Here is a 23,026-nt window from a genome sequence, read left to right on the forward strand (position 1 = left end):
TCACGGGGTCGGTTTAGGGGGCTTTAACGAGAACACTGCGGCATCAAGAAATGAGTCCAAACGCAAGGATTAGCCCGTGAAGAAAGGCCTTCATCATGTTTGGTCCCCCTTTTCCCCTTGCAGCCAGCGATAGATCGAAGCCGCATCCTCTTCATCCACATCCACGACGCGGGCGCGGGTGCCGATCGGCATGACGGAAGCCGAGATTGTCGCCAGCCGTTTTCGCCTTTGCCACCAGGTCGCCGATGCTTCGAGCGATTGAACATGGCGTTTCAACAAATACGTCGTCGTTTGCCGAAACCACCCGCTTCGAAGTGCCAGCTGCCTCGACGAAAGCGCCCAACCCGCGATTCGAAAGCGGCGGGTGCCGATCCATGCCCCTAATGGCAGCACGAACAAAGCGGCCATGCCCCATGGGCGTTCCATATACGCCACCAAGATGGTTGGAATCACGAGCCAAACAAGCGGACGAAGCATGTAGCGGCGTTGAGCCCGTTTCGGCAATGGATGAAAGTGGGCATCGAGATCGTACTCGGGCAAACAAGCTTGAATGATCGACGCGACTCTCCTCTTTTCGACAAGCGGGCAAAGAACAACATCCCCTGCCCCGCCGCCATCCAGTCTCCCTCCGGCATGAATAATGGACACAGAGGCGTATCCGAAAAAACGGCGCAGCCAATTCTCATGAATGACGACACCTTGGACGCGGGCAACAGGGACGGACACCGCTTTTCGTTCCAACCATCCGCGGGCAATCACAATCGTGTCTTCTTGTTTCCGCACGACAAACGAAGCGTACCGGATCATATTTTGTACAACGGCTACTCCATAGGCGGCCAAGAGAATAGACAAGATGAATAGACCAATATACCATCGTCCATGTCCGTTCCATGTCGACTGAATATCACGGACAAGCGCTTCATACGGAATGAAGTCGCTAAATTGCGACAAAAACGCACATAAAGCGGCGACCACGCCAAGCGCCCCACCGCTTGTCAAAGAAGCCACCCATACTTCTTTCATCGATAAGGTAAACAGAGCAGGATGTGGGCGGTTCGCGAGTGGTTCCGGATGGGCGGCGTTTTCCGCCTTGTTTTTCGCCTGTTCAACGCATCGTTGCAGGCGGCGAGCTTCTTCCCTTGATATGGCCCGAAGCGTCACTTCTGCTTCACCGAGGGCATCGCCCGCCGCCTCAATATGTACTTGAACAACTCCCGCCATCCGCTGCCATATTCCCTCTGTCACCGAAATCCCATGAATGCGCTCCAGCGGAATCGAACGCCTTTTGCGGACAAACACTCCTTCTTCCACGAGCAAGTTGTCTTCGTTCCATTCGTAGGTAAAGCGAATCCACGAAAGAATCCCCATGACCATCGTATAGGCCACAGCCACAAGCGGCACGATGAGATCGCGCCATGAAAAATCATTGCGGCTGCCGGCAACCATGATCACGAGGAGCGGAACGACCATGCTTTTCAGTTCTTTTCCTACTCCCGCTATAATCGCAATGGGATGAAGGCGGCGTCTAGGCGTCATCTTCATCCGCCACCTTCGCCCACTCAGCAATCAAGCAGCAAAGCCGCTCTGCTTCTTCCATCGGAAGAGCGGGAATTTCATGAGCGGCCGCCGCCGTGAACACCGCGATGGAAGCCAACCCGTACCGCTTGAGAAGCGGACCTTGCCGCACATCGACGTACTGAACGCGGGCCATCGGGATGAGCGTCCGTCTGATGGACCAGACCCCTCGCTGAATGTCAATCTCTTCTTCGCGAATGTCATAGCGCCACCGTCTTTGCCGCAACGGAGGAAGCCAGACCATCCATACGATCGCTTCCACCACCCAAGCGCCGGCCAAAACCGCAAATAGCCAACTAGGAGCATGAAAGCGTGAGATCAAAAACGCGACTCCCCCGATGACCACACCGGAAGCCGCTGCCCCTAGCGCTCCGGTCAAGCGCCACACGGTGACCGCTTTGATCGAAATCGGTTTGCCGCTGTCATGAAGCATTCTTCGAATCTCCTTTTTTCGTGAGGTGAACTTCATTTCCAGTATAACAAAAGCTTTCCATGTTGGCGATGTCGTTTTTCACAAATCGTTGACAGAATGACCTAACTATTATATTCTGAAACTATCTTTTTTGCTTAACCGCATAAAAGTGAAAAAGTACATCGATGAAACGAAGCCGTTTTTCCAAACGAAAGGCTTCCCGTACACGACAATCGTGGCGGTCGTATCGCTCGGAGCGATTTGGATTGAATTTTTATTCGAAAATGAGCATCGCTTCGGTTCCATCCTTTGCTTGGCGATCTTAAGTGTTCTGGCTATGTATACAGCCATCAAAGAAAAACAGCGCCGGCGCCTGGAAACAAAAGCGCCCGGGCGAACGGCGTAACCAAACCGCCTCCTTTCGCTCGAGCGATCGCTGCAGGCGGGCGTCTTTTCATCATTTATGGCGCCCGTCTTCCTTTTTCCGTGTCCAACCGTTCCCACGATATTCGTCCCATGCGCGCCAGGCCATGATCGCCATGCCGAGCGCGAGAATCAACGCCTGTCCGTCCATCCGGTGTTCCGTCCATAAACGATACCCTGCCGCTCCGATGCCGTAAAGCACCCAAACCACTGAAAACCACATAACTCCCAACCAAAATCGCCGCATCGTTTCTTCCTTTCTTCCTTGGGTTTCCCGATCGATCCATGAGACAGCAGGTGAAGCCGCCTGTGTCTATTTTTGAAAAAATAAGGAATTTGCGTACAATTATACCACAATTTTCACGAATGAGCCGAAAAAAAACAAGCCATTCCCCTATGCTCCAAGGGAAATGGCTGCGCGTTTTTCTTAAACACTGATGACTATTCGTTATTTGGCCGGCGACAGCTCGTCTTCGGTCACCCATTTGTGGTTTGTCACTTTTTTACCGGTTTCCGTATCGATGAAATCGACCATATACACCGTCGTTTGTTTCGCCGAATCAATGACCGCTTTGGCACCTTTCATCCCTTCCATGTGATCGGCATTCAAGACGACTTCATCGCCCGGCTGAAACGGTTTGTCACCGGCGTTTTCGATTTCTTCATGGATGACCCATTTATGGTTTTTCACTGGTTTCCCGCCCGTGGTTGGAGTGTATGTGACCGTATAGACGATCGTGTCAAAGGCACCGGTGACAGTCGCCTTGGCTCCATCCATTCCCGGCATATGATCCGCATGGATGATGACTTGGCTTCCAATCGGATACTTTGGTTGTTTCGCTTCCTTCAATCCAGCCGGCACCTCTCCTGAACCCGAGTGGTTCATTCCCTCATGACCGGTGTGAGAAGCCGTATTTTCCTTTGGCGCTTTGTTGTCGTCTGCACCGGTGCAGGCGGATAGCAAGAGCGCTGCCATGACCGAAGTTGTGCCTAGCAACATTTTTAATTTTTTCATCGTTTTCACCCTCCTTGCCTTGTTAGCATACCCGGCATTTGTGCAGATTTTATGGAGATGGCCTTGATCGTGCAAAAAGTGGCGACCGTGCATGTAAACATGTGATGGAAAGGCGAGGTTTGCCGGTCTGTGGAGCTGCAGGCTGTGGTGCAAGAGGAACCGATGAGCCCTGGACGCAGGAAGACGGCAGATGGCCGCAGCGGATTTCCCCTGTTTTTAAGTATACAAAGTCTCTTCCACCGCCTTAAACGGAAGAGGGAGCGGGAGCCTGCTGTTTCCGCTTCTCCGTTTCATCCAGGCATCTTTTTCCTTATCTTCCGCCAAATAAACAAAAACATGGCTCCGGATAAAACAGCAAGAATGAGTTTTCCTTGCCACGTGACGCGGATCACCTGATCGACAGCATACGCTTCCATCCATAAAGCTGGGAGCTTGCCGAGCGAACTGGCGGCCGCAAAGACGAGGAAGGACGTGCGGCCGATGGCGGCGACAAACGTTACCACCCCTGATGGCACAAACGGCAACAGTCGAAGCGCGAAAATGAGCCCAAACGCCTCCTTGCCACTGGCATGAAGCAACGGCTTCACCTTGGGATGGGAAAGCCATGTGGTTTGGCTCCATCGGCGAAGTCCTTTTCGATACAAGACAAACGAGACGACCGCTCCGAGCGCCTCGCCGGCAAACGACACCCAAAAGCCGGGCCAAAATCCGAAAACGGTCAAATTGGCGGCAGTCAAAAAGGCGCTTGGTACGACCCCGAGCACGCTGATGGCGAGATTACAAAGCAGGCTGAGGAGAAACGCGGTCTCGTCATATGCTTGAAGGACATCGATCATCCTGTCTTTCATGACTATAAGAAACGCCTCTCTTTCCTAGAAGCGGCGCCGGTTACGACTTGCGCCCTTCCCATTTGTAGCCGACGCCCCAGACCGTCTGCAAATATTCGTCCGCCGGGAATCCCGCTTTACGCAATTTTTCGCGGATGTTTTTAATGTGGGAATCTACGGTCCGCTCTTCCGTGTCAGCGAGATAGCCCCATAGCGATGCGATAATTTGCCCGCGGCTGAACACTTGATTCGGGTGTTTTAACAGCAGACCCAAAATAGCGAACTCTTTCGGTGTCAACGCAATCAGCTTGTCTTCGTAGCGGACCGTATGCTCCTCTTCATCCCACACAAGCCCGGCCGTGCGGATAGCCGAGCGGCCACCCACCGTGCGGCGCAGCACCGCTTCAATGCGGGCAAGCAGCTCCGCCTCATCAAACGGCTTTGTGACATAATCGTCCGCTCCGATTTTCAACCCTTGGACGATATCCGCCGTCTCGTCGCGGGCCGTGACCATCATAATCGGAACATGCGAAAACGAACGAATGCGGCGGCACGTCTCCCATCCGTCGAGCTCGGGCATCATCACATCGAGCAACACCAAATCCGCATGATGGCGCCGCAAATAGTCAATCGCCTCCGCTCCCGAACGCCGTTTCACGCAGCGGTAGCCGTTCGGCGCTAAATACAATTCCAATAAATCAAGCATCCGCTCTTCATCATCGACCAACAACAACGTATACATTGTTATCCCTCCGGCAGCGTAATGAAGATGGTCGTTCCTTTTCCTTGTTCGCTTCTAGCAGTGATCGTTCCCCCGTGCGCCTCGACGATTTCTTTGGCAATCGCCAAACCGAGTCCGGTCCCGCCGCTTGTCCGCGATCGTGATTTATCGACCCGGTAAAACCGCTCGAAAATACGGGGCACGTCTTCCGGCGGAATGCCGACTCCTTCATCGGACACGGTAATGACGATTCCCTGCTTTTGCAGGTGAATGGCGACGGCCACCGTCGTGCCGGAATACGCATACTTTCGCGCATTGTCAAGCACGTTGATCATCACTTGCTCAAACCGCTGCCGATCGATCGCGGCCGTGACCGAACCAGGGCACTGGCACACAAGCGACAGCGATTTTTCCTGAAACGCGGGGCGCAGTTTTTTACACAATTTTGCCAAAAACGAACAAAGATTAGTCGGCTGCTTTTCAATCTGGAACGAGTGTTGCTCCAGTTTTGCTAATTCAAACAAGTCTTTGACCATTTTTTCGATCTTTTCCGCTTCTTCGTAAATGATCGCCACATAGTTCGCCCGTTCCTCCTCAGACAGATGCGGACGCCTAGCAATGTCGGCGTATCCTTTCACATACGTCAGCGGCGTGCGCAATTCATGAGAGATGCTCGCTAAAAATTCGCTCCGCTCTTGTTTCAAATACGCCAAATCGTTGGCCAGCGTTTGAATCGCTCTCCCTAGTTGCGCCAGCTCGTCGTTGCCTTTCATCTCGAGGCGGACGGAAAAATCCCCATGGCTGAGCGCCTCGGTCGCCCGTTTCATGCGAAGGAGCGGCATCGTGATGGCGCGAGAGAAAAAGGCGATTGTCAACACGGTGATCGCCACCGACAGCACGCCAACGACGATAAAATGATGCTTCAGTTTATACACCATCGTCCGAATCGAGCGGGTGTCTTGAAACATATACACATATCCTCTCGTTTCGCCTCTGATTTGAATCGGGCTGACGGCGGCGATATGCGACGCCCGCTTCCAGTCGGTTTCGACCATCATCCCCCGGCGGGGAATATGGCGACCGTTCGTTAAAGGAATGATGCGCTTGGCAAACGGAACAATACCTTTAGAAGCCGATACAATCCGGCGCCGGGCGTCAGTGATGGCGACATCGGTTTCCGCCTCTGATTCCATCATCACGACATGCGCCAACGTCGTTCGGTCGTCATTTTTCTCCAAGACGTTGCGGTGGCTGTTTCCCCGCGCCAACAGCTGCGCGAATTCTTCCTCGATGCGCGCATGGACGAGCGTAGCGTAGAGGGAAACGAACAGCACCATTTCAATGGCCAAGACAAAGGCAAAAAACAGCATTCCGAGTTTCCATGACAGTTTTCGCACGGATTCCTCTCCTCATCCATCAAGCCCGAATGTCATTTTAATTTTACTATTTTATTTGGCAAATGTGCAAAAAGTGTGGAGATGCGGCATTCGCGCCGCGCCAAGGCGTCTTGTCCCGCCAAGGAGACAAACCTTGGCGGATGCGTCTTTCTCGTTCTTCCATTATACTAAAAAACAGACTGTGCTCATTTGGAGACGACAGAAAGGGGTTTATTGATGAAATCGCTCGTGTTAGCAGAAAAGCCGAGCGTCGCCCGCGACATCGCCCGCGCGCTCGGCTGCAAAGAAACGCACAAACAATATTTTGAAGGGCCGCGCTACATCGTCACTTGGGCGCTCGGCCACTTAGTTGAGCTGAAGATGCCGGAAGACTACGACCGGAAATACGAAACATGGCGGTTGGAGGACTTGCCGATCATCCCAAAGAAAATGGGTTTGAAAGTCATCCCGCAAACGAGCCACCAGTTTCGCGCCATTGAACGGTTGGCAAAACGACCGGATGTGAAAGATTGCGTCATTGCGACCGACGCCGGCCGTGAAGGGGAGCTTGTGGCGCGCTGGATTTTGCAGATGATCGGCTGGAACAAGCCGATTTGGCGGCTATGGATTTCGTCACAAACCGACCGCGCCATCCGCGACGGCTTCCGCCAACTAAAGCCCGGGGCGCAATTTGACCGGCTGTACGAATCCGCTGTCTGCCGCGCCGAAGCCGACTGGCTGATCGGGCTGAACGTGACGCGCGCCTTGACGACGAAATACAACGACCCGCTTTCGGCCGGGCGCGTGCAGACACCAACGCTCGCAATGATCATCGAGCGCGAACGCGAGATCCAATCGTTCGTTCCCGTGCCATATTGGACGATTCGGGCCAAGATCGGTTCCATCACGGCCGTATGGGAGCGACATGGAGAACATCGTCTGTTTGACCAAGACGAAGCGAAGCAGCTTGTCGCCCGCCTTGACGGTCAGCCGGCGCGCGTCGTGTCGGTCAAGCGGAAACGAAAAAGCGAGCCCGCCCCGCTGCCGTATGATTTAACCGAGCTGCAGCGGGAGGCGAACAAGCGGTTTGGTTTTTCGGCAAAAAAGACGCTCTCGGTGTTGCAGCGGCTGTATGAACAACACAAGCTCGTCACGTACCCGCGCACCGATTCGCGTTATTTGCCAAGCGATATGGAAGCGACGATGACCGAGCGGTTGTTGGCGATGAAATCCGGTTATGAGGACGTCATCGCTCCGCTCCTTGCCAAAGGCAAAGCCAAAGCAGCCAAGCGGGTATTTAACGATGACAAAGTGACCGATCATCACGCCATCATTCCAACGGATGAGCGGCTCAACCTTAGCAGGCTGTCGACTGATGAGCGCAAGCTGTATGATCTCATCGCCCGTCGCTTTTTGGCGCTGTTTTTCCCGCCGTATGAATCCGAAACGACGACAGCTGTCTTTGACATCGGCGGCGAAATGTTTGTCGCCAAGGAGACGGCGGTTGTGAACTTCGGATTTAAAGCCGTTCTCGGCAAAGAAGAAACGGATGCCAAACCGACGTTGTCACACCTCGCGGAAGGTCAGACGCTCCCATCGGTGCAGCTTGAGAGGGAACAATCGTTTACCGAACCGCCCGCCCGTTATTCGGAAGCCGATTTGCTCGCGCAAATGGAGAAATACGGGCTCGGCACGCCGGCGACAAGAGCGGACATCATCGAACGGCTGGTCGAAACCGAAGTGGTCGAGCGAAAAGACGGACGGTTTTATCCGACGAAAAAAGGGAAACAGCTGATTGAGCTCGTCAATGAAGAGTTGAAATCGCCGGAATTGACCGCCCGCTGGGAGCGTGAGCTTGAGGCGATCGCCCACGGAAAAGGAAACCCGAAGCAATTTTTGGCGAACATCCGTCGGCAAACCGAAGCGCTTGTCGCCGAAATCAAGCAGAGCGAGCAGACGTACAGAGCGCCGAACCTCACGAATCTCACGTGCCCAGAATGCGGCGCGCTTTTAAAAGAGCGGAAAACGAAAGACGGACGGATGCTTGTCTGCTCGAACTTAGCGTGCCGCTACCGCCGCCGGCGCGACCCGAAACTGTCGAACCGCCGCTGCCCGCAATGCCACCGGCGCATGGAAATGCACGAAGGAAAAGCCGGGCTCTATTTCCAATGCCGCCCGTGCAATATTGTCGAAAAAGCGGACGAGACGAAACGCATAGCAGCCAAAGGAAGCGAACGGGCGCTTCTCAAAAAATACAGCCCGTCCAACGAATCGTTTGGCACGAGTTTAGGAGAGCTGCTCAAGCAGGCGTTGAACGAAAAAGAGGAATGAGGTTGCCATACCGCGCTAGGGGCTATGCCCCTGGCGGTTTCATTTGCATCTTTGAATCTGAAACCTCCTTCTCATTGCCTCGTATATATAGGTAAATCTATGGCAAAGGAGCGATCGCGATGTTGAAAAAATTGCTAAAAGCACTTTTAGGCCATCCCCATCATCCGTCGCACTACCATAAACATTACAGCAGCAGCGACCACCATCATTACAACCCGACGCATCACTCGCACCATCACCCGTCCCAGTACGGACACCATCACTACAAAAAGAAACATCATAGCGGCAGTTTCTTCTCAAGCTTCTTCGGCAGCTGATGAAACGCTTTTTCGAACGCCATCCGCTCATCGCCCGCTGGTTTGACCGGCCGCATCGGAGCGGGGATGTGCTTTCTGGCCGCTATGAAGTCATCGAAGAGCTCGGGATGGGAAGCTACGGCATCGCCTACAAAGGGTGCGATCACCTGACAGGCCGTCTTGTCGTCATCAAACAAGCGCGGCGGACAAAAGGAGAAGACGGCCGCCGCTTGCTTCAGCGCGAAGCGGATCTGCTTGCCCGTTTGCGCCACCCGCAAATTCCGAGGCTGTATGATCGGTTTGTGGAGCGCGGACAGCCGCATCTCGTGATGGAGTATATCGACGGAGAAACGGTGGAAGACCAGATTTTCAAGCTGGAAGCCAAGTACACGGAACAAGAGGCGTTTCGATTGTTAAAGAAGGTGCTTGAGGTCGTCCGGCACGTCCATGCTTTCGGCATCGTCCACCGCGATTTGCGCATCCCGAACATCATTTGGCGCGATGGAACGGCGGCGATCATCGATTTCGGCTTAGCCTGCCGCATCGGCGAACCGGTGGATTTCCGCGATGACGACCCGCTTGAGAAGCGACTGCGGCGCGAACCGCATCCACGAAGCGATTTCTATGCCCTTGGACACTTCACCTTGTTTTTATTGTATTCTGCCTATGAACCGACGAGTGACGAGGAAAAAAGCTGGGAAGAAGAACTCGATTTGTCGATGAACGCCCGTAGGATCTTGCGGAAGATGTTGCAGCTTGATCCGCCGTACGACAACGTCGACGAGTTGCTCGGCGACGTGGATCGGCTGTTGGCCGAACACAACGCAACCCAAGCCAAGGCACACTAACAGAACATAGAACCTCTTCGAATCAATGAAAACCGTTGCATCGAACGAAAAGCCCCTCGCCGCCCGCCTATGGGCAGGAAGAGGGGCTGATTCCATGTTCGTGCAAGTCGAGGCGGCAGCCTTCTTAAAACAAACGTTCGCGCTGGTTGGAAGTAGCTTACTTCCCTAAAAACAACGGTTTCCGTTTTTCTTTGAACGCCGCCACCCCTTCGCGATGGTCTTCGGTTTCCACCATCAATCCTTGAATGAGCCGCTCTTCCTCGAGAATCTCTTCCAGTGTGGCGGTCAACGCGTGCTCGACCAGCCGTTTTTGTTTGCCGATCGCTTTCGTCGGACCGCTAGCCAACTGCAAAGCGAGCGTTTCCACCGCTTCGCGCAGCCCCTCGGCTGGAACGACTTCGCTTAAGACGCCTAACTCGTACAAGCGGCGGGCCGGAATCGGCTCGGCGGTGAAGAAAAACTGTTTCGCCAAATGCGGGCCGACAAGCCGCGGGAGCCAATACGACCCGCCACCGTCGGAGACAAGACCGACTTTCGCAAAGCTCAAAATGAATTGACTGTCTTCGGCCGCGAGGATCAAATCGCAAGCCAGCGCCAAATTGAACCCTGCCCCGGCCGCCACGCCGTGCACGGCGGCAATGATCGGTTTCTCGCATGATTTCATCGCCAAAATGAGCCGATTGAGTCGGCCGATATGCTCATACGCCTGCGGGGCGCTCGACTGCCCCATCGTTTTCACATCCCCGCCGGCGCAAAACGCCCGCCCAGCGCCGGATAAGACGATGACGCGGACGGCATCATCCGCCGCGGCGCGTTCGATTTCCTGCGTTAGTCCGGCAATCATCTCCGGGCTGAAGGCATTGAGCCGCTCCGGGCGATTCAGCGTCAACCATAATATCGATCCGGATTGTTCCACAAGCAAATGAGGCGTTTCCATGTTCCTCTCCCTTTCTTTTAGTGTTTGGATGGAATTTGACGCAACTCTTTATTTGATCAGCCAACCGCCATCGACGAGCACATCGGAACCGGTCATGTATGAGGCTTCGTTAGAAGCAAGAAACGCAATGACGTTCGCAATTTCCTCCGGCGTCCCGACTCGGCCTAAGGCGGTGTTGCGCTCGATGGCTTTGACAAACCGCTCGTTTTGCAGGCCGCGCTCGGTAAGCGGCGTCTCGACAAAGCCGGGCGAGACGGAATTGACGCGAATGCCATATGGCGCCAGCTCCAAAGCGAGCGATTTGGTCAAGTTGATGACCCCTGCTTTCGCCGCGCTGTAGTGCGGAATTTCCGCCCCGGCCTGATGGCCGGACAATGACGCCACGTTCACAATCGCCCGGTTGGCGCGCTCGCGTTTTGCCCCTTCGATCATCAGTGAAGCGAGCGCTTGTGAAACGAGAAACACGCTTTTGATGTTGATGCGTTGAACGTCATCCCACTCTTGTTCCGTCAACTCAAGCCATCTCGCATGGGTGGAGATGCCGGCGTTATTGACAAGCACATGCAAATCGCCGTACCGCTGTCGGACATACTCGGCCAACGCTTTCACTTGTTCGCGGTCGGTGACATCCGCCGCAAACCGGTCAGCGCCCCCCGGCGTCCCGAGACGCGCGATTTCTGCTGCAGCCTCCTCCAGTTTCGTTGCTGTACGGCCGACAAGTACGACAGTGGCGCCTTCTTTAGCAAAACGGAGGGCCGTCGCCTTGCCGATGCCGCTGCCTCCTCCTGTGACCACTGCCACGGTATTCAAAAAACGCATCGTTTTCCTCTCCCCTCATTTCATGTTGCTAGCCCGGCCGTTTGGGCCTGCCCTTCTTTTTTCAAACTTCGGGCCGCTAAAACGTCAGTCCGCCGCCGTCGACCGACAATGTCGCGCCGGTGATAAACGACGCCTCATCGGACGCCAAAAACAACACCGCGTTCGCCACTTCCTCTGGTGTCCCGATGCGGCCGAGGGCGTTCGCTTTCGAGATGATCGGCCATTTGCGCGCATCTTGTTTCCACGGCGTAATGATGTTCGTATCAATGACCCCCGGCGCAATGGCGTTGACGCGAATGTTAAATTTCCCGTATTCCAATGCTGCATTTTGTGTTAACAAAATGACGCCTGCTTTTGATGCGTTGTAGGCGGCTTGATATTTTTTTCCCTTCAGCCCGAGCAGGCTTGCTGTGTTGACAATCGCCCCACCCCCGGATGCTTTCAGTGCCGGCACCGCGTATTTGATGCCGAGGAACACTCCTTTCAAATTAACGTTCATGACCCGGTCCCACTCTTCTTCAGACAAGTCGGTGCTCCGCACTTCTGAATGGCCGATGCCGGCATTGTTAAAGAGAATATGTAGGCCGCCAAAGACATCAACCGCCGTTTGGACAAGGCGGCTCACTTGCTTGGAATCGGCGACATCCGTCTGGACAAAAATCGCCTCCCCTCCTTTTTCCCGAATCAGGCGGACCGTTTCTTCCCCTCCTTCCTCATTGATGTCGCTCACCGCCACTTTGGCGCCTTCTTCCGCAAAGCGGATCGCCGTCGCCCGGCCGATGCCGCTCGCGCCGCCGGTGACAATCGCCGCTTTTCCTTTTAGCCTCATGATCTTCCCACCTTTCGATCCGCTTCTGAATCCGTTTTCAACAGACGATATACCAACCGGTTAGTATGTTGTTTCTTTTATTATACATCACATTTAGAATATTTTAAACATTTTTATATCTTAACTCACATTTCGCACCCTAACAAGGTAGAAACAAAGGATTTTTTATTTAGTTTTTCAGAATAACTTTTTGACCAACACGACGAGCGATGGTAATCCTTTTTTTACCATCGCTGGTCGTTCCGTATGACGTTACACGTAAATGCTCTCATCCATTCCCAACCCTTGCAGAATCCTTCGTTGCTCGTAGGTGAGCGGTTTCCCTAGCGCGCGTTGGATGTGCCCATCCGGCAGCTCCAACAGGACGACTTTCACATACTCAAACAACTGAAAAATCGCTTGCCCGGTCGGTCGGGTCAGCTTGCGGCCTCCGGCGCCCTTTAACGGGCGTTCCGGTGTGATGAACTGACGCACCCGGCGCTGGAAGACGCGGTAAATCGCCAATGCGAGAAGAAACAAATAGCCCAACACCGCCACTCGTTCCGGTTTTTTCACGTAAATCTCGTCGGTAAAGAACGGATCTTTTAGGAAGGAGAAATTCATTTCCACGGAGATCTGCCCTTTATACAACTTCAAGATCTCTTGGGCATCCATTCGTTGGCCCTTCCATTCCTTCGGAACGGTCGTGACAAGGACAAACCGGGACGCTTTCCGTCTCGCCTGTTCCCACGCCTCTTGATCGAATTCGACGTCAAGGCGCAGGAGATACAGCGTCTCCATGTCCGGGTTCGCCCCTTTTTTCGGCCGTCCGCGCCGTTTTTTCGGACGCACGATCTCTTCCACCACGGCCTCGACCCGATGAAACCGGAGGCGAAGGGAGGACAAAAGGGAAGCCAAGGCTTGTTCGGCGTCTTCCCGGCACGAAAACGGGTGACGCTCCCAGCGGGCTTGTTCCTGGCGAAGAAGCTCCGCTTCTTTTGCTCGTTCTTTTTCAAGCGTCTTTCCTTTCCGTTGGTCAAGAGCGCTCGATTCAACGACGACCAGCCGAACCGGATGGCCTTCATACGTCCCGGCCGTTTCCCATACACGATACGTGGCGCCGTGTTTTTCCGCCAGCGAAAACGGATCGCTCCACGTCGTGTCCTGAGCATCCGCTTCAGCCAACGCCTGTTTCACGATTCGGAGCGACGAAGGGCCTCTCGTGATCAAAAAGGCGTTCGCCGCTTTGGTTTGCGCCAAAGTGTCTTTCGTCATGGCGGCGGAATCGGCCACATAAATCCATTCGTCTTCGATCTTGGCTTGTTGGAGCTGTTCATGGACACGGGACAGCACCTCGGGATTCCACGTTTTGTCCGGCACGTTGCCGTCGTGCACATCGCCGTAAAACGGGATGCCGTCCTCGTTGCCGATCAGCCCGAAGCCGATCTGTTTTTGCCAAAGGTGATGCCGGTTGTAACCATGCGTGATCTGCAGGGCCTCTGACGAGACCGATTCATACGCGCCGTAAACGGTCTTGTCCGTCGTATCGGCGTGGAATACTCGGAGAGGAAGGCCTTCTTTCCGATAAATATGAATCAAGCAAGTGCTGATGACCTTGTGAATATCGGCCTCATACAGGCGGTCGAGATGACGAGCCAACGCATCATCATTGAACCAAGAGGGCTCTAGTCCTGGTCGGATCAGCTTCGGCAAATCGATCTCATGCGCCCATCGTTCCAAATGAACGAGCGCTTGACGACCGCTCAAGATATCCAGAATGATCAGCTTGACCGCATCGCTGGTTCGGGTTTGGCATTGGGGATCCACCGGAACCAGCCGATCCATCAGCTGAGGGAGGTCAAGATCCTTGAAGAGGGTGCTTATTATATTTAAATAGGAACTTTCATAAATCGCGCGAATTCGAACATCCATGGTGGGCAAACTCCTTTGCTTTCCTTGTGTGTCAAGGATTCATTCGACATCGGAACGAAAAAATCCTCCCGATTTTCGTCGAGAGGGTGCGAAATGTGAGTCTTAATCAGAAAAGCCTGCACCTCCAAACAAAGACGAAGCCAACGGCAATCGAGCCTGCTTCCCCTCCTGACGCGTCTCCTTCCTTCAATGAACACCATGCCGTTAAGGAAAAAAGAGGAGCCTCGGTTTTGGCTCCTCGTTCATTCATCGATGAGGTCAGCGGCGCTGCCGGCGGTTCGGCCTTCATCAGCTCCCCTGTCTTGAAATTTGGAAAAAGAACGATCGACACACGGAATCCAATGACTGCAACCGCTCGATCAGCCCCTGCAAATCGCACGTATGGAGCGTATCGCTCAGTTCGCGGCCTTCCTCCGTCACCAAGTACAAGTGAATTTCCATGCATCCGTCCCAGCGGACGTTGGCGTCAAGCCAGCCATCTTCGCTCTCAAGCTCCAGCCCGACCGTCTCCCCTTGGTCATTTTCGTGTTTTGTTTTGATGACCCATACCATCCTTTGTTCCGCCCTTTCCTGTTCGCCGCCTCACTCTTGTTGTTCCGCTCCGATTCCTGACACCGGGGAGCCAGTGGACGTATGTTCATTCACCCAACGGAGTGCCGCGTCCACCACTGCATCGGCGTCAGAAAGCTGGGTGCGGTGCTCAATGATCCAATTGAGCCCGTCTTGCGGATCAAGGTTATGTTTTGACACTCCACACGCCTAAAGGGCGTGGGATTCTTGGGTCGTTTGCGCCCTCATCCATTTCTGGTTCGGACAACGCCCAAGTTCAGGGTTGTGTCATCACCCCGTCCCATCGGGTTACGATGTACCCCAATGGGCGGCGCACCTGTGACCAGTGCGCTAGGTTCAGCGGCGAAGCCCGAAATCGCTTTGGCGATGTTGATCGCGCCATTCAGATCGGCATGAATCGTATATCCACATTTTTTGCATTGGAAGTGGATGCCATGACGATTTCCCTTTTCCCGATGTCCGCATTTACACGTTTGGCTCGTGTAGGTCGGATCCACCCACTCCACCCGAATGCCCGCCATTTCCGCCTTATAGGCGATCATCGTTTGCAGTTGATGAAACGCCCAAGAATGAAGGCTTCGCCCCGCTTCTTTGGCCGATTTTGCTCGCTTGCGAATCCCTGTCAACGCTTCCATCCGAATCACGCCAACACCGTTGGCGAGGGCAAAATTCACGATTTGACGGCTGATTTTGTGGTTGACATCCTTCATCCAACGGGATTCTTTACGGCCGATTTTGCGAATCATATGGAGCTTCTTGGCTTTGCCCAACTTTCGACGCAAAGCCGCATATCGTCGGCGAATGAAAGCGCATTGGCTGCCCTTGAAAAACAACGATTTCGTTCCAACGCTGGCAACGGCAATATAGCGAAGTCCTAGGTCAATTCCCATTACCTTGGTTTCTTCCCGTTGTTGGACTTCAACTGTGATCGCAACAGCCAAGCACCATTTCTTTCTCTTTTTGTAGAGCTTGGCTGCCCCTTGTTTGACGGTTCCATCGAGCAGCCGATTCAGCCATGCTTCTTGATAGGGGCGCGTGACCACTGGCACGCCAATTCGCTTCTCCAGTGTGGGGAATGAAACGGTGTAGAACTCTCCTTTCTTTTCCACCTTTACGTTTTGATTGTTAAAGCAACACCATAATGTTCGAAACTTCTTTGTTTTCTGGTTTTTCTTTTGGGACTTCACTTCTCGAATCGTCTGATTCACGACGGCAGAAGGAAACCGCTGCGATGAAAATTCTTTAAATCGTTTGCTCGTCGCTTGATTCAGCTCGGGATGATTCAACAGCCAATTCGCAAACGCGGTATTCACTTCTGTCATCCGTTCATACATGTCTTGTTTGACTTTCGTTGGTTTGTGCAGCTCCAGCCTTAGTGTGATCGTGGGCATGGATTCACCTCCTTGTGACGATTACAGGATACCGTTTTTTTTAGAATCATTCCATATAAGAAAACAGCTCGCTTTCATCCCACCCCTCAAGGAGTGGGCTTTCTCGCTCGCAGGTCTGTAAACATTCCACCAAAAATGATTGGACACATGCCGCATCGCTCCGCTCCCACGCTCCGCACTGGCGGCGCCAAATCGCTTCGATCGCATCTTTCCCGAACTGCATTGAGTTCCTTCCCTCCTGTTGCCCATATTGTCATCCATAGTATGCCTACAACAGATGACAGGGCTCCACAAAAGAAATTGGCGGGAAAGGATTTGATTTCCATTTATACGGCATCCATCAATGGCCATACTGAGAATATGGAGGTGTTGATTCATGAGAGAGCCTTGGGAAGAACGCGGCGCCACTTCCAGCCTGCCGCGCTATACCCCGGGAATTGGCGTTCCCGATGAAATGAGCTCGATTCGCGACATCGCCCGCGGTTTTGAAAACGGTCGGCCGCCGGTCATCGAAGTGACGCCGGCTGACAGCCGCCAAGAGGCGGATGGCATCGATCTTCCGCCTGTTGACCGAGCATTTTGAGCCGCTAGGAAATTGAACGCTCTCCCACCTACGCTCACGCTTAGAGGTGGGAGAGCGTTCAAAAGTACGAAACCGATTTAGCGGCGTTTGCCCGCCTTTTAGCTTTAAACGGCGAAGCGGAACAATGGGAGCAGGCGGCTAAGCGGCGAAAAGACTTGATGAATCAATATTTATGGAACGAGTCGTTTGGCATGTATTTTGATTTTCATTTCCTCAACGGGCGGCAGCACTGCTATTATTCGTTGGCTGCTTTTTATCCGTTATGGGCTCGGGCGGCCTCTAAACAGCAAGCAGCGAAAGTCGTCCGGCATTTACCTTTGTTCCTTCAACCCGGCGGATTGGCTGCCTCCAATGTCCAAACCGGATTTCAATGGGATTTTCCGAACGGCTGGGCCCCGCTTCACTGGATTGTCATCAAAGGGTTGCAAAACTACGGCTATGACCTTGAAGCGCAAGAGATCGCCCGGCGATGGATTCGGCTTTGCACCAAAGTGTATTTGGAAACTGGCAACATGTATGAAAAATATAATGTGGTCGACATGAGCATCCGCACCATCGGCCGCTACCCTTCGCAAAAAGGGTTCGGCTGGACCAATGCGGTCTATCAAAAAATAGCGGTTGACCTTCTTGGGTGCACGGTATGTTGAGGCAGTCGGCCTAGGAACGGCTGCCAACGGCCGCCCTACCGATGGACGGACACCCACGGCCGGCCGTCTTCCCAATGAACGCGGATCGGAAGGCGAAACGCTTCTGAAAGCCGCTCGTCGGTTAACACTTCCTCTTTTTGGCCAGCCGCAAGGATGCGCCCGTCTTGCAAAAGCAAGACATGGGTAATGGAGTCGACGATTTCTTCGATATAATGGGTGACGTATAAGAGATGGCACGGCTGAGTGACGATCTGTCCGATCAATGCTAAAATTTCTTCGCGGGCCAATAAGTCAAGGCCGACCGTCGGCTCGTCCAAAATGAGCAGCTTCGGATTCGCCATCAACGCTCGGGCGATCAATGTTTTTCGCTTTTCTCCTTGTGACAACGTTGCGTACCGCTTTTCTTGGACAGCTTCGAGGCGGAAAGACTCGATTAACGATTGCGCTTTGGACCGATCGTCCTCAGTGACGGCATCGTACAGGCCAATCGTTGCAAACTTGCCGCTGATGACAATATCTTCGACTGTTTCGGCTTGCAAGGTATCATAAAACTGATCAAGCGAGCTGCTCACAAACCCGATATGCCGGCGCAATTCCCACAAGCTCGCCTGTCCAAACCGATAGCCCAATACTTCAACATCCCCGCGCGTCGGGTACTGATAGCCGGTGACGATATTGAGAAGCGATGTTTTCCCGGAGCCGTTTAGGCCAAGAATCGCCCATTGCTCGCCTTCTTTCACCTCCCAGTTTATATCACGCAAAATCATGCGCCCTCCTCTTGCCCATGACACATCGCGCATGCGGATGATGACGGTCATTGTTCCTCTCCCCTTTGTTGTTCGTATGGACGGTCCTGATAGAAAAAGTTGGGCAACATGGTCGTGTTGTCATAAGTTCGGTGAAAAATGTGCGTTGTCGCCGGAGAAAGAGGCGGAATCAGCCATGTCCAATCGCCGGTGACATGGCGGCCGGCTGCTTTCTCTTGCTGTTCAAACAACTGAAATTGGCGCGCGGCGGTATGATGGTCAACGATGCTGACGCCCGCCTTTTTGTAGGAATACAAAACAGCGATATTCAATTCGACCAACGCCTTGTCTTTCCATAATGATGCGTTGGAGTTAGTGTCAAGCCCCATGCAAGAGGCCACTTTCGGAAGCATGTTGTAGCGATAATCATCGGCAAAATTGCGGGCTCCAATCTCCGTACCCATGTACCACCCGTTAAACGGTGCTGCCATATAGCGAATGCCGCCAATTTCTAGACACATATCTGAAATAATCGGGACCGCGTACCATTTTAACTGCAGATCGCGAAACCACGGAAACTCCGGATGTTCAATTGGCACCTCAAGCACCAATTCTTTAGGGATCGGCGTCCAAACAGGCTTCTGGCCGCCTACCTGGATCACCAAGGGCAACACGTCAAAAGGCGTTTTTTCCCCCTTCCACCCAAGCTGTTCACAGGCGCGGGTGAAAGTGAGGGAGGATGAGTCGCCGATGATCCCTTCTTCGGTTTCATAACCGGCATAACGAATCAGTTGATGATTCCAAATGCGCACTTCCCCATTTGGACGGAAGATCGTGATCGTCGGCCGGATTTTCCCGCCATTGGTCGCAAACTCAATATGATGGAATAGATAAGAAAAAACCTCGTCTACGGTAACCGCCTCTCTCGCATCAATGACATAGAGCGATTGCCAAAACAAGCGGCCGATGCAACGGTTGCTATGACGCCAAGCCATCTTAGCCCCATAGCTTAACTCTTCGTACGTATGAATATATGTGCCGGTTTGTTCCACTTCCCAACGGATTTCGTTCAACCGCCGCTTAATTTCCTGTTCACTTTTTCCAAGCTCTCGATAACTTAAAGTGATAAACTGTTCTGCTTTTGGTAGCAACTGTGCATCATGCTGTACCGCCATGGTTTGATTCACACCACTCTCGATATTTACCATGTATTTTTCTTTCTTCTCCACTTTCCGTTGATTGAGCTCTTCATGGACATTCCGATTCCAATCATGAAACAAATTCCCCCGACCCACCACATTTGCTCGATAAACATCGAAATCGCCAAAAAAATGAGCGCAAAACCAAGCAGTCGACGGATCGACATGATTCTCTCCCCTTTTCCCCGCCATCGAGCGCTCTCCCATCGCGCAAAAGCAGCAGTGAACAATGCTTGGGAGACGTCTATCCTACGGGGCAATTGAGAATGAAGCAACGCTCTCGTCCCTATTGTAACAGATGCTTCCATAAAGAGAACAGAAAATTTTCAATGAAACAAACCACTTTGAGCAGCTTTTTCCTTCAGCACGCGCATCCATGGGGTTAATGGGGCTTTCAACAAAAGCCCAGCCAAAAGGGCGGCAACGGCAAACGAGAGAAGCCGCTTGACATCATGCTCAACATTTTCCCATACGATCCCGCCGACCGCCTCGCGCATTACATCAATGGCATAGGTAAACGGCAGCCAAGGGTTTAATTGCTGAAAGAACGGAGGAATCAGCTCAACGGGATACGTTCCTCCCGCTCCGGCAATTTGCAAGACGAGCAACACAATCGCCATCGCTTTTCCCACATTGCCGAACAAGGAAACAAGCGAAAAAACCACTGTCATAAAGACAAAACCGCACAAAAGGCCGAACGTCATGAACCATCCCGGCTCACGGACGAAAATATTCGGCAAGATGAAAGCAGCTCCAGCTGTCACGACCATCGCCTGCAAAGCATTCAGCGTCCAAAAGGTCAACAGCCGTCCGGCATATCTTTCCCGCTCATTCGCTTCCGAAAACGAAGAAGGATCCGTCGACAAGACGGAAACAAGCAACAAACATCCTACCCATATGGCCAGCACCGTGTAAAATGGATTCATGCCCGAACCATAGTTCGGCAACGGGAAAAGGTGGAACGTTTGCACGTCAACCGGGTGGGCCAAAAATGCACCTTTCGCCTGTGGATCTTGTTTCAACAAGCGAACTGGTGGTTGTTTTTTAAGGCCTTGACGATCTCATCGCCGGCGTGAAGCCGGTGACCGGCCAACTCCGCCCCGCGGTCTTCGTTCACCACCCCAACCGGTAAATCATCTGTATGGGCATAAGGGTCAATCGAAGCCTCTACATTGATCCAAGAGTAAAGCGATGGAAGAACGATCAGACCGAGAGCCAATATGGCTGCGGCCCAGTTGGTCGTGAGATGTTTCAAATCGTTCACTTGAACGCTCTCCCACCTACGCTTATACTTAGAGGTGGGAGATTCTTGGGAACACCCGCCCCACGGCAGGCTATGAACCAAGCCATCCCCGTGCGTCCCACGGTTCAGCTGCCTTACTTACAAAGACAGCAAACGAAGCCCTTCATTCAGGATATTCCGGGCGGCGTTCTCGTCTCGATCGTGTTCGGCTTCGCATTTTGGGCACACCCACTCGCGGATGTCGAGCGATTTCACCTTAACCTGCCGATGCCCGCAGCACGAGCACCATTGGCTCGATGGGAACGTGCTCCCGACACGGACCACCGTCCGCCCGTACCATTTCGCTTTAGAGCATGTTGAGAAAGCGCCCCCACGCGGAATCGGAAATGCCCTTGGCCAACTTGTGATTCTTCTGCATGTTCTTGACGCGCAAGTCCTCCACGCACACCACTTGGTTTTCGCAGATGAGGCGGGTGGACCATTTGTGCAGGAAATCGTTCCGGCAGTTGGCGATTTTTTCATGAAGCTTGGCTACTTTTAAACGGGCTTTCTGCCAGTTCGAACCGCCCGGCTTCCGGCGGGCCATCACCCGCTGCCAGTAGGCGAGCTTTTCTTCATACCGGCGCCAATACTGGGGGTGTTCGATCTTTTCGCCTGTGGAAAACACCACGATATGTTTCAATCCCAAATCGACACCCACTTGCTTGTCCGTCGCCGGTAATGGAGGGATTTCCGTTTCCACCAAGATGGAGACGAAATACTTCCCCGTTCGGTTGCGACGAATGGTGGCGGAGAGAATGCAGCCTTCCACCGCACGGCTTTTGGCAAACTTTACCCATCCAAGCTTCGGGAGTTTCAAACGATGGCCATCCGCTTCAATCGATGGGCGTCCTTTCTTTGGGTAGTTGCACTGGGCGGTGTACGATGGATTCGGGTGTTTTTTGCTTTTGAAGCGGGGAGCGTTCGCCGTTCCATCAAAGAATCGGTCAAACGCCTCGGCCAACTGCTGCAGCGCGTTTTGCAAGGCGGTCGAATCGGGAACCTTCAGCCACGGAAGGGTTTTCTTCAACGCTGTCAATCGTTTGGAACACTCGTTGTAACCGAGTCCTTTTCCCGTGGTTTCATACGCCTGATTCCACTCGGCCAAAAAGTGGTTGTACACAAACCGGCAGCACCCGATCGTTTGGTTGATAAGCTCCTCTTGTGTTCGGGTGGGATACAGCCGAAAGCGATAGGCTTGATACATGATCTTCTCTCCTACATCAGGGAACGTGTGTTCTATTGCTATCCATTTTACACCTTCTGTTTTGTTCAGGCAAGAGGAAGATCGATGACGAATCCCGATTCCTCCCCCACTTACGCTCACGCGTGGAAGTGGGGGTCTTCTCGGTTCAGGATGATAAATGCGCCATGCCTGTTTCACTTTGATCCGCTTCCTTTTCTTTCAAGTCGATGATGCTGCTGTTAGTATGAGCGGATCACGGAAAACTAAACCAACTTGGCCAGTCCTGTTGTTCATTTGCGGAAAAAAAGCCAAAGCGCCAAAAACAAACAGGCTATAGCAGCGAGGCGCGTCATGTCAAACGGAATGCGCTGTCCCCCGAATAACCCGAAGTGATCAATGATCGAGCTCATGACGAGCTGGCCGGCGATCACGGCTGCCAGAGAGTTGGCGACGCCGACTTTCGGAACGATCAGCACCATGACAAACACATAAAAAGCGCCGAGAATGCCGCCCGTCAGCTGCCATTTCGGCACAGAAAACATGGCCAGCAATTCTCCTTTTCCGAAAAACAATTGCACTAAAAATAAGACGATCGTTCCGATTAAAAACGACACGAACGCCCCTTCCAACACACCAACCCGCTTGCCGAGGCCGCCGTTCACTCCTGCCTGTACGGAGACAGCCATCCCGGCCGTTAGAGCGAGCAGCATCCATACCCACTTCATCGGCTCCCCCTCCTTTTGCCTATATACGCCTGCGGATCAGGCGGCGAGCTTTCCTTTCAGCGCACAGCCCTACGCCATGCCGGCGCTCTTTTGTTTCTGCCGCCTCGGTATCGCTTCCATGCAAACGAAAACCATTTGATCAAGCTCATCACTAATACACTGGCGCCGGCCATTAAGGAAACGAGGTTGACGATCGACGCCATCGTGCTCGCCACGACGGTCGGCGGCGGCTGGCTTGCTTGCGGCGCAGATCGCACTCGGCGCCCTTGTTGTCTGGTTTGACCTCCCGCCTGCTATTGTGACCATCCATTTTCTCATAGCGTTTCTCTTGGCTGGCGCTGCTGTTGATCGATCTATGCATCTATTTGCATCTGCCG

26 protein-coding genes and 2 pseudogenes are annotated in these 23,026 nt (G+C 53.2%); 6 read left to right on the forward strand and 22 right to left on the reverse strand.

Translation table 11 applies throughout. From position 1 onward, the window contains the following. Nucleotides 1-93 precede the first annotated feature (93 nt). Together BRO54_RS08810 and BRO54_RS08815 are read right to left on the reverse strand one after the other, a co-directional pair. Entirely contained in the window at nt 94-1,536 is a 1,443-nt protein-coding gene (locus BRO54_RS08810) for a PH domain-containing protein (protein ID WP_074043713.1), read from the reverse strand. Continuing rightward, the gene (locus BRO54_RS08815; protein WP_074043714.1) at nt 1,526-2,008 is read right to left on the reverse strand and encodes a PH domain-containing protein; all 483 of its coding nucleotides are present in this window, start codon (nt 2,006-2,008) and stop codon (nt 1,526-1,528) included. Before BRO54_RS08815 ends, BRO54_RS08810 begins: the two co-directional genes overlap by 11 nt. A 130-nt stretch (nt 2,009-2,138) precedes the next feature. On the opposite strand from BRO54_RS08815, the gene BRO54_RS08820 reads away from it, so the two are divergent. Next, the gene (locus BRO54_RS08820) at nt 2,139-2,393 is read left to right on the forward strand and encodes a hypothetical protein (RefSeq protein ID WP_074043715.1); all 255 of its coding nucleotides are present in this window, start codon (nt 2,139-2,141) and stop codon (nt 2,391-2,393) included. A gap of 51 nt (nt 2,394-2,444) precedes the next feature. Here BRO54_RS08820 and BRO54_RS08825 read toward each other — a convergent pair whose 3' ends face one another. From BRO54_RS08825 to BRO54_RS08845, 5 genes are all read right to left on the reverse strand, one after another. Next, on the reverse strand, nt 2,445-2,621 hold the full coding sequence (locus tag BRO54_RS08825) for a hypothetical protein (RefSeq protein WP_239691234.1): 177 nt from the start codon (nt 2,619-2,621) through the stop codon (nt 2,445-2,447). A gap of 237 nt (nt 2,622-2,858) precedes the next feature. Continuing rightward, the gene (locus tag BRO54_RS08830) at nt 2,859-3,425 is read right to left on the reverse strand and encodes a YdhK family protein (protein ID WP_074043717.1); all 567 of its coding nucleotides are present in this window, start codon (nt 3,423-3,425) and stop codon (nt 2,859-2,861) included. Between the two features lie 290 nt (nt 3,426-3,715). Beyond that, nucleotides 3,716-4,273 carry a TVP38/TMEM64 family protein gene (locus tag BRO54_RS08835; protein WP_074043718.1) on the reverse strand — a complete coding sequence of 186 codons (558 nt, stop codon included), beginning with the start codon at nt 4,271-4,273 and terminating at the stop codon, nt 3,716-3,718. Nucleotides 4,274-4,313: 40 nt separating this feature from the next. Then, nucleotides 4,314-4,994 (reverse strand): response regulator transcription factor, encoded by a 681-nt coding sequence (locus tag BRO54_RS08840; protein WP_074043719.1) that lies wholly within the window; start codon nt 4,992-4,994, stop codon nt 4,314-4,316. A 2-nt stretch (nt 4,995-4,996) separates the two neighbouring features. Continuing rightward, on the reverse strand, nt 4,997-6,370 hold the full coding sequence (locus BRO54_RS08845; RefSeq protein ID WP_074043720.1) for a sensor histidine kinase: 1,374 nt from the start codon (nt 6,368-6,370) through the stop codon (nt 4,997-4,999). Between the two features lie 216 nt (nt 6,371-6,586). Here BRO54_RS08845 and BRO54_RS08850 point away from each other — a divergent pair, with 216 nt between their 5' ends. The 3 genes from BRO54_RS08850 (at nt 6,587) to BRO54_RS08860 (ending at nt 9,824) form a co-directional block, all read left to right on the forward strand. Continuing rightward, entirely contained in the window at nt 6,587-8,680 is a 2,094-nt protein-coding gene (locus BRO54_RS08850) for a DNA topoisomerase III (protein ID WP_074043721.1), read from the forward strand. A 119-nt stretch (nt 8,681-8,799) separates the two neighbouring features. After that, a complete protein-coding gene (locus BRO54_RS08855) occupies nt 8,800-8,997 on the forward strand; it encodes a hypothetical protein (RefSeq protein WP_074043722.1) in 198 nt (65 codons plus the stop codon). Further along, nucleotides 8,997-9,824: a serine/threonine protein kinase gene (locus tag BRO54_RS08860; RefSeq protein ID WP_074043723.1), complete on the forward strand. Its 828-nt coding sequence runs from the start codon at nt 8,997-8,999 to the stop codon at nt 9,822-9,824. Before BRO54_RS08855 ends, BRO54_RS08860 begins: the two co-directional genes overlap by 1 nt. 157 nt (nt 9,825-9,981) lie before the next feature. On the opposite strand, the gene BRO54_RS08865 is transcribed toward BRO54_RS08860, so the two are convergent. The 8 genes from BRO54_RS08865 to BRO54_RS19825 form a co-directional block, all read right to left on the reverse strand. Then, nucleotides 9,982-10,761 (reverse strand): enoyl-CoA hydratase/isomerase family protein, encoded by a 780-nt coding sequence (locus BRO54_RS08865; RefSeq protein ID WP_074043724.1) that lies wholly within the window; start codon nt 10,759-10,761, stop codon nt 9,982-9,984. 48 nt (nt 10,762-10,809) lie between these two features. Further along, nucleotides 10,810-11,580, reverse strand: coding sequence for an SDR family NAD(P)-dependent oxidoreductase (locus BRO54_RS08870; RefSeq protein WP_074043725.1), 771 nt, complete (start codon nt 11,578-11,580; stop codon nt 10,810-10,812). Between the two features lie 76 nt (nt 11,581-11,656). After that, nucleotides 11,657-12,409: an SDR family NAD(P)-dependent oxidoreductase gene (locus BRO54_RS08875; protein ID WP_074043726.1), complete on the reverse strand. Its 753-nt coding sequence runs from the start codon at nt 12,407-12,409 to the stop codon at nt 11,657-11,659. 252 nt (nt 12,410-12,661) lie between these two features. Next, nucleotides 12,662-14,320, reverse strand: a complete 1,659-nt coding sequence (locus tag BRO54_RS08880; RefSeq protein WP_074043727.1) for an IS1634 family transposase — start codon at nt 14,318-14,320, stop codon at nt 12,662-12,664. A gap of 288 nt (nt 14,321-14,608) precedes the next feature. After that, a complete protein-coding gene (locus tag BRO54_RS08885) occupies nt 14,609-14,872 on the reverse strand; it encodes a hypothetical protein (protein WP_079936096.1) in 264 nt (87 codons plus the stop codon). Between the two features lie 30 nt (nt 14,873-14,902). Next, the gene (locus BRO54_RS19820) at nt 14,903-15,070 is read right to left on the reverse strand and encodes a hypothetical protein (RefSeq protein WP_161496649.1); all 168 of its coding nucleotides are present in this window, start codon (nt 15,068-15,070) and stop codon (nt 14,903-14,905) included. 44 nt (nt 15,071-15,114) lie between these two features. Continuing rightward, entirely contained in the window at nt 15,115-16,281 is a 1,167-nt protein-coding gene (locus BRO54_RS08890; protein ID WP_239691235.1) for an RNA-guided endonuclease TnpB family protein, read from the reverse strand. A gap of 46 nt (nt 16,282-16,327) precedes the next feature. Beyond that, nucleotides 16,328-16,504 (reverse strand): hypothetical protein, encoded by a 177-nt coding sequence (locus BRO54_RS19825; RefSeq protein ID WP_161496650.1) that lies wholly within the window; start codon nt 16,502-16,504, stop codon nt 16,328-16,330. 153 nt (nt 16,505-16,657) lie between these two features. Here BRO54_RS19825 and BRO54_RS08895 point away from each other — a divergent pair, with 153 nt between their 5' ends. Further along, on the forward strand, nt 16,658-16,864 hold the full coding sequence (locus BRO54_RS08895; RefSeq protein WP_074043728.1) for a hypothetical protein: 207 nt from the start codon (nt 16,658-16,660) through the stop codon (nt 16,862-16,864). A gap of 74 nt (nt 16,865-16,938) precedes the next feature. Beyond that, nucleotides 16,939-17,511: pseudogene (locus BRO54_RS08900) on the forward strand (trehalase family glycosidase); the annotation flags it as partial. A 35-nt stretch (nt 17,512-17,546) separates the two neighbouring features. On the opposite strand, the gene BRO54_RS08905 reads toward BRO54_RS08900, so the two are convergent. The 7 genes and pseudogenes from BRO54_RS08905 to BRO54_RS08935 all read right to left on the reverse strand — a co-directional run bounded on the left by BRO54_RS08905 (nt 17,547) and on the right by BRO54_RS08935 (nt 22,906). After that, nucleotides 17,547-18,329 carry an ABC transporter ATP-binding protein gene (locus tag BRO54_RS08905; protein WP_011231172.1) on the reverse strand — a complete coding sequence of 261 codons (783 nt, stop codon included), beginning with the start codon at nt 18,327-18,329 and terminating at the stop codon, nt 17,547-17,549. Further along, nucleotides 18,326-19,432 (reverse strand): nitric oxide synthase oxygenase, encoded by a 1,107-nt coding sequence (locus BRO54_RS08910; protein WP_239691238.1) that lies wholly within the window; start codon nt 19,430-19,432, stop codon nt 18,326-18,328. Before BRO54_RS08910 ends, BRO54_RS08905 begins: the two co-directional genes overlap by 4 nt. Before the next feature lie 350 nt (nt 19,433-19,782). Beyond that, nucleotides 19,783-20,478 (reverse strand): YhgE/Pip family protein, encoded by a 696-nt coding sequence (locus BRO54_RS08915; protein WP_239691236.1) that lies wholly within the window; start codon nt 20,476-20,478, stop codon nt 19,783-19,785. After that, on the reverse strand, nt 20,475-20,720 hold the full coding sequence (locus BRO54_RS20510) for a YhgE/Pip domain-containing protein (RefSeq protein WP_074043730.1): 246 nt from the start codon (nt 20,718-20,720) through the stop codon (nt 20,475-20,477). The genes BRO54_RS08915 and BRO54_RS20510 overlap by 4 nt, the downstream gene beginning before the upstream one ends. A gap of 117 nt (nt 20,721-20,837) precedes the next feature. Then, a pseudogene (tnpB, locus tag BRO54_RS08925) lies at nt 20,838-21,945 on the reverse strand (IS200/IS605 family element RNA-guided endonuclease TnpB). Nucleotides 21,946-22,214: 269 nt separating this feature from the next. Then, entirely contained in the window at nt 22,215-22,649 is a 435-nt protein-coding gene (locus BRO54_RS08930; RefSeq protein ID WP_074043731.1) for a DMT family transporter, read from the reverse strand. A gap of 56 nt (nt 22,650-22,705) precedes the next feature. Beyond that, nucleotides 22,706-22,906, reverse strand: coding sequence for an acyl-CoA carboxylase (locus BRO54_RS08935; protein ID WP_239691237.1), 201 nt, complete (start codon nt 22,904-22,906; stop codon nt 22,706-22,708). Nucleotides 22,907-23,026: the final 120 nt, after the last annotated feature.

It is taken from the genome of Geobacillus proteiniphilus (assembly GCF_001908025.1).
In the GTDB taxonomy this organism is placed as follows: domain Bacteria; phylum Bacillota; class Bacilli; order Bacillales; family Anoxybacillaceae; genus Geobacillus; species Geobacillus proteiniphilus.

Bases quoted from the DNA above. Each gene is read 5' to 3' on its own strand.
- BRO54_RS08865 (WP_074043724.1), bottom strand. From the start codon at position 10,761: ATGGAAACGCCTCATTTGCTTGTGGAACAATCCGGATCGATATTATGG.
- BRO54_RS08840 (WP_074043719.1), bottom strand. From the start codon at position 4,994: ATGTATACGTTGTTGTTGGTCGATGATGAAGAGCGGATGCTTGATTTA.
- BRO54_RS08810 (WP_074043713.1), bottom strand. From the start codon at position 1,536: ATGACGCCTAGACGCCGCCTTCATCCCATTGCGATTATAGCGGGAGTA.
- BRO54_RS08875 (WP_074043726.1), bottom strand. From the start codon at position 12,409: ATGAGGCTAAAAGGAAAAGCGGCGATTGTCACCGGCGGCGCGAGCGGC.
- BRO54_RS08860 (WP_074043723.1), top strand. From the start codon at position 8,997: ATGAAACGCTTTTTCGAACGCCATCCGCTCATCGCCCGCTGGTTTGAC.
- BRO54_RS08830 (WP_074043717.1), bottom strand. From the start codon at position 3,425: ATGAAAAAATTAAAAATGTTGCTAGGCACAACTTCGGTCATGGCAGCG.
- BRO54_RS08850 (WP_074043721.1), top strand. From the start codon at position 6,587: ATGAAATCGCTCGTGTTAGCAGAAAAGCCGAGCGTCGCCCGCGACATC.
- BRO54_RS08905 (WP_011231172.1), bottom strand. From the start codon at position 18,329: ATGACCGTCATCATCCGCATGCGCGATGTGTCATGGGCAAGAGGAGGG.
- BRO54_RS08895 (WP_074043728.1), top strand. From the start codon at position 16,658: ATGAGAGAGCCTTGGGAAGAACGCGGCGCCACTTCCAGCCTGCCGCGC.
- BRO54_RS08870 (WP_074043725.1), bottom strand. From the start codon at position 11,580: ATGCGTTTTTTGAATACCGTGGCAGTGGTCACAGGAGGAGGCAGCGGC.
- BRO54_RS08835 (WP_074043718.1), bottom strand. From the start codon at position 4,273: ATGAAAGACAGGATGATCGATGTCCTTCAAGCATATGACGAGACCGCG.
- BRO54_RS19825 (WP_161496650.1), bottom strand. From the start codon at position 16,504: ATGCAGTTCGGGAAAGATGCGATCGAAGCGATTTGGCGCCGCCAGTGC.
- BRO54_RS08885 (WP_079936096.1), bottom strand. From the start codon at position 14,872: ATGGTATGGGTCATCAAAACAAAACACGAAAATGACCAAGGGGAGACG.
- BRO54_RS08910 (WP_239691238.1), bottom strand. From the start codon at position 19,432: ATGGCGGTACAGCATGATGCACAGTTGCTACCAAAAGCAGAACAGTTT.
- BRO54_RS08930 (WP_074043731.1), bottom strand. From the start codon at position 22,649: ATGAAGTGGGTATGGATGCTGCTCGCTCTAACGGCCGGGATGGCTGTC.
- BRO54_RS08890 (WP_239691235.1), bottom strand. From the start codon at position 16,281: ATGCCCACGATCACACTAAGGCTGGAGCTGCACAAACCAACGAAAGTC.
- BRO54_RS08815 (WP_074043714.1), bottom strand. From the start codon at position 2,008: ATGCTTCATGACAGCGGCAAACCGATTTCGATCAAAGCGGTCACCGTG.
- BRO54_RS08880 (WP_074043727.1), bottom strand. From the start codon at position 14,320: ATGGATGTTCGAATTCGCGCGATTTATGAAAGTTCCTATTTAAATATA.
- BRO54_RS08855 (WP_074043722.1), top strand. From the start codon at position 8,800: ATGTTGAAAAAATTGCTAAAAGCACTTTTAGGCCATCCCCATCATCCG.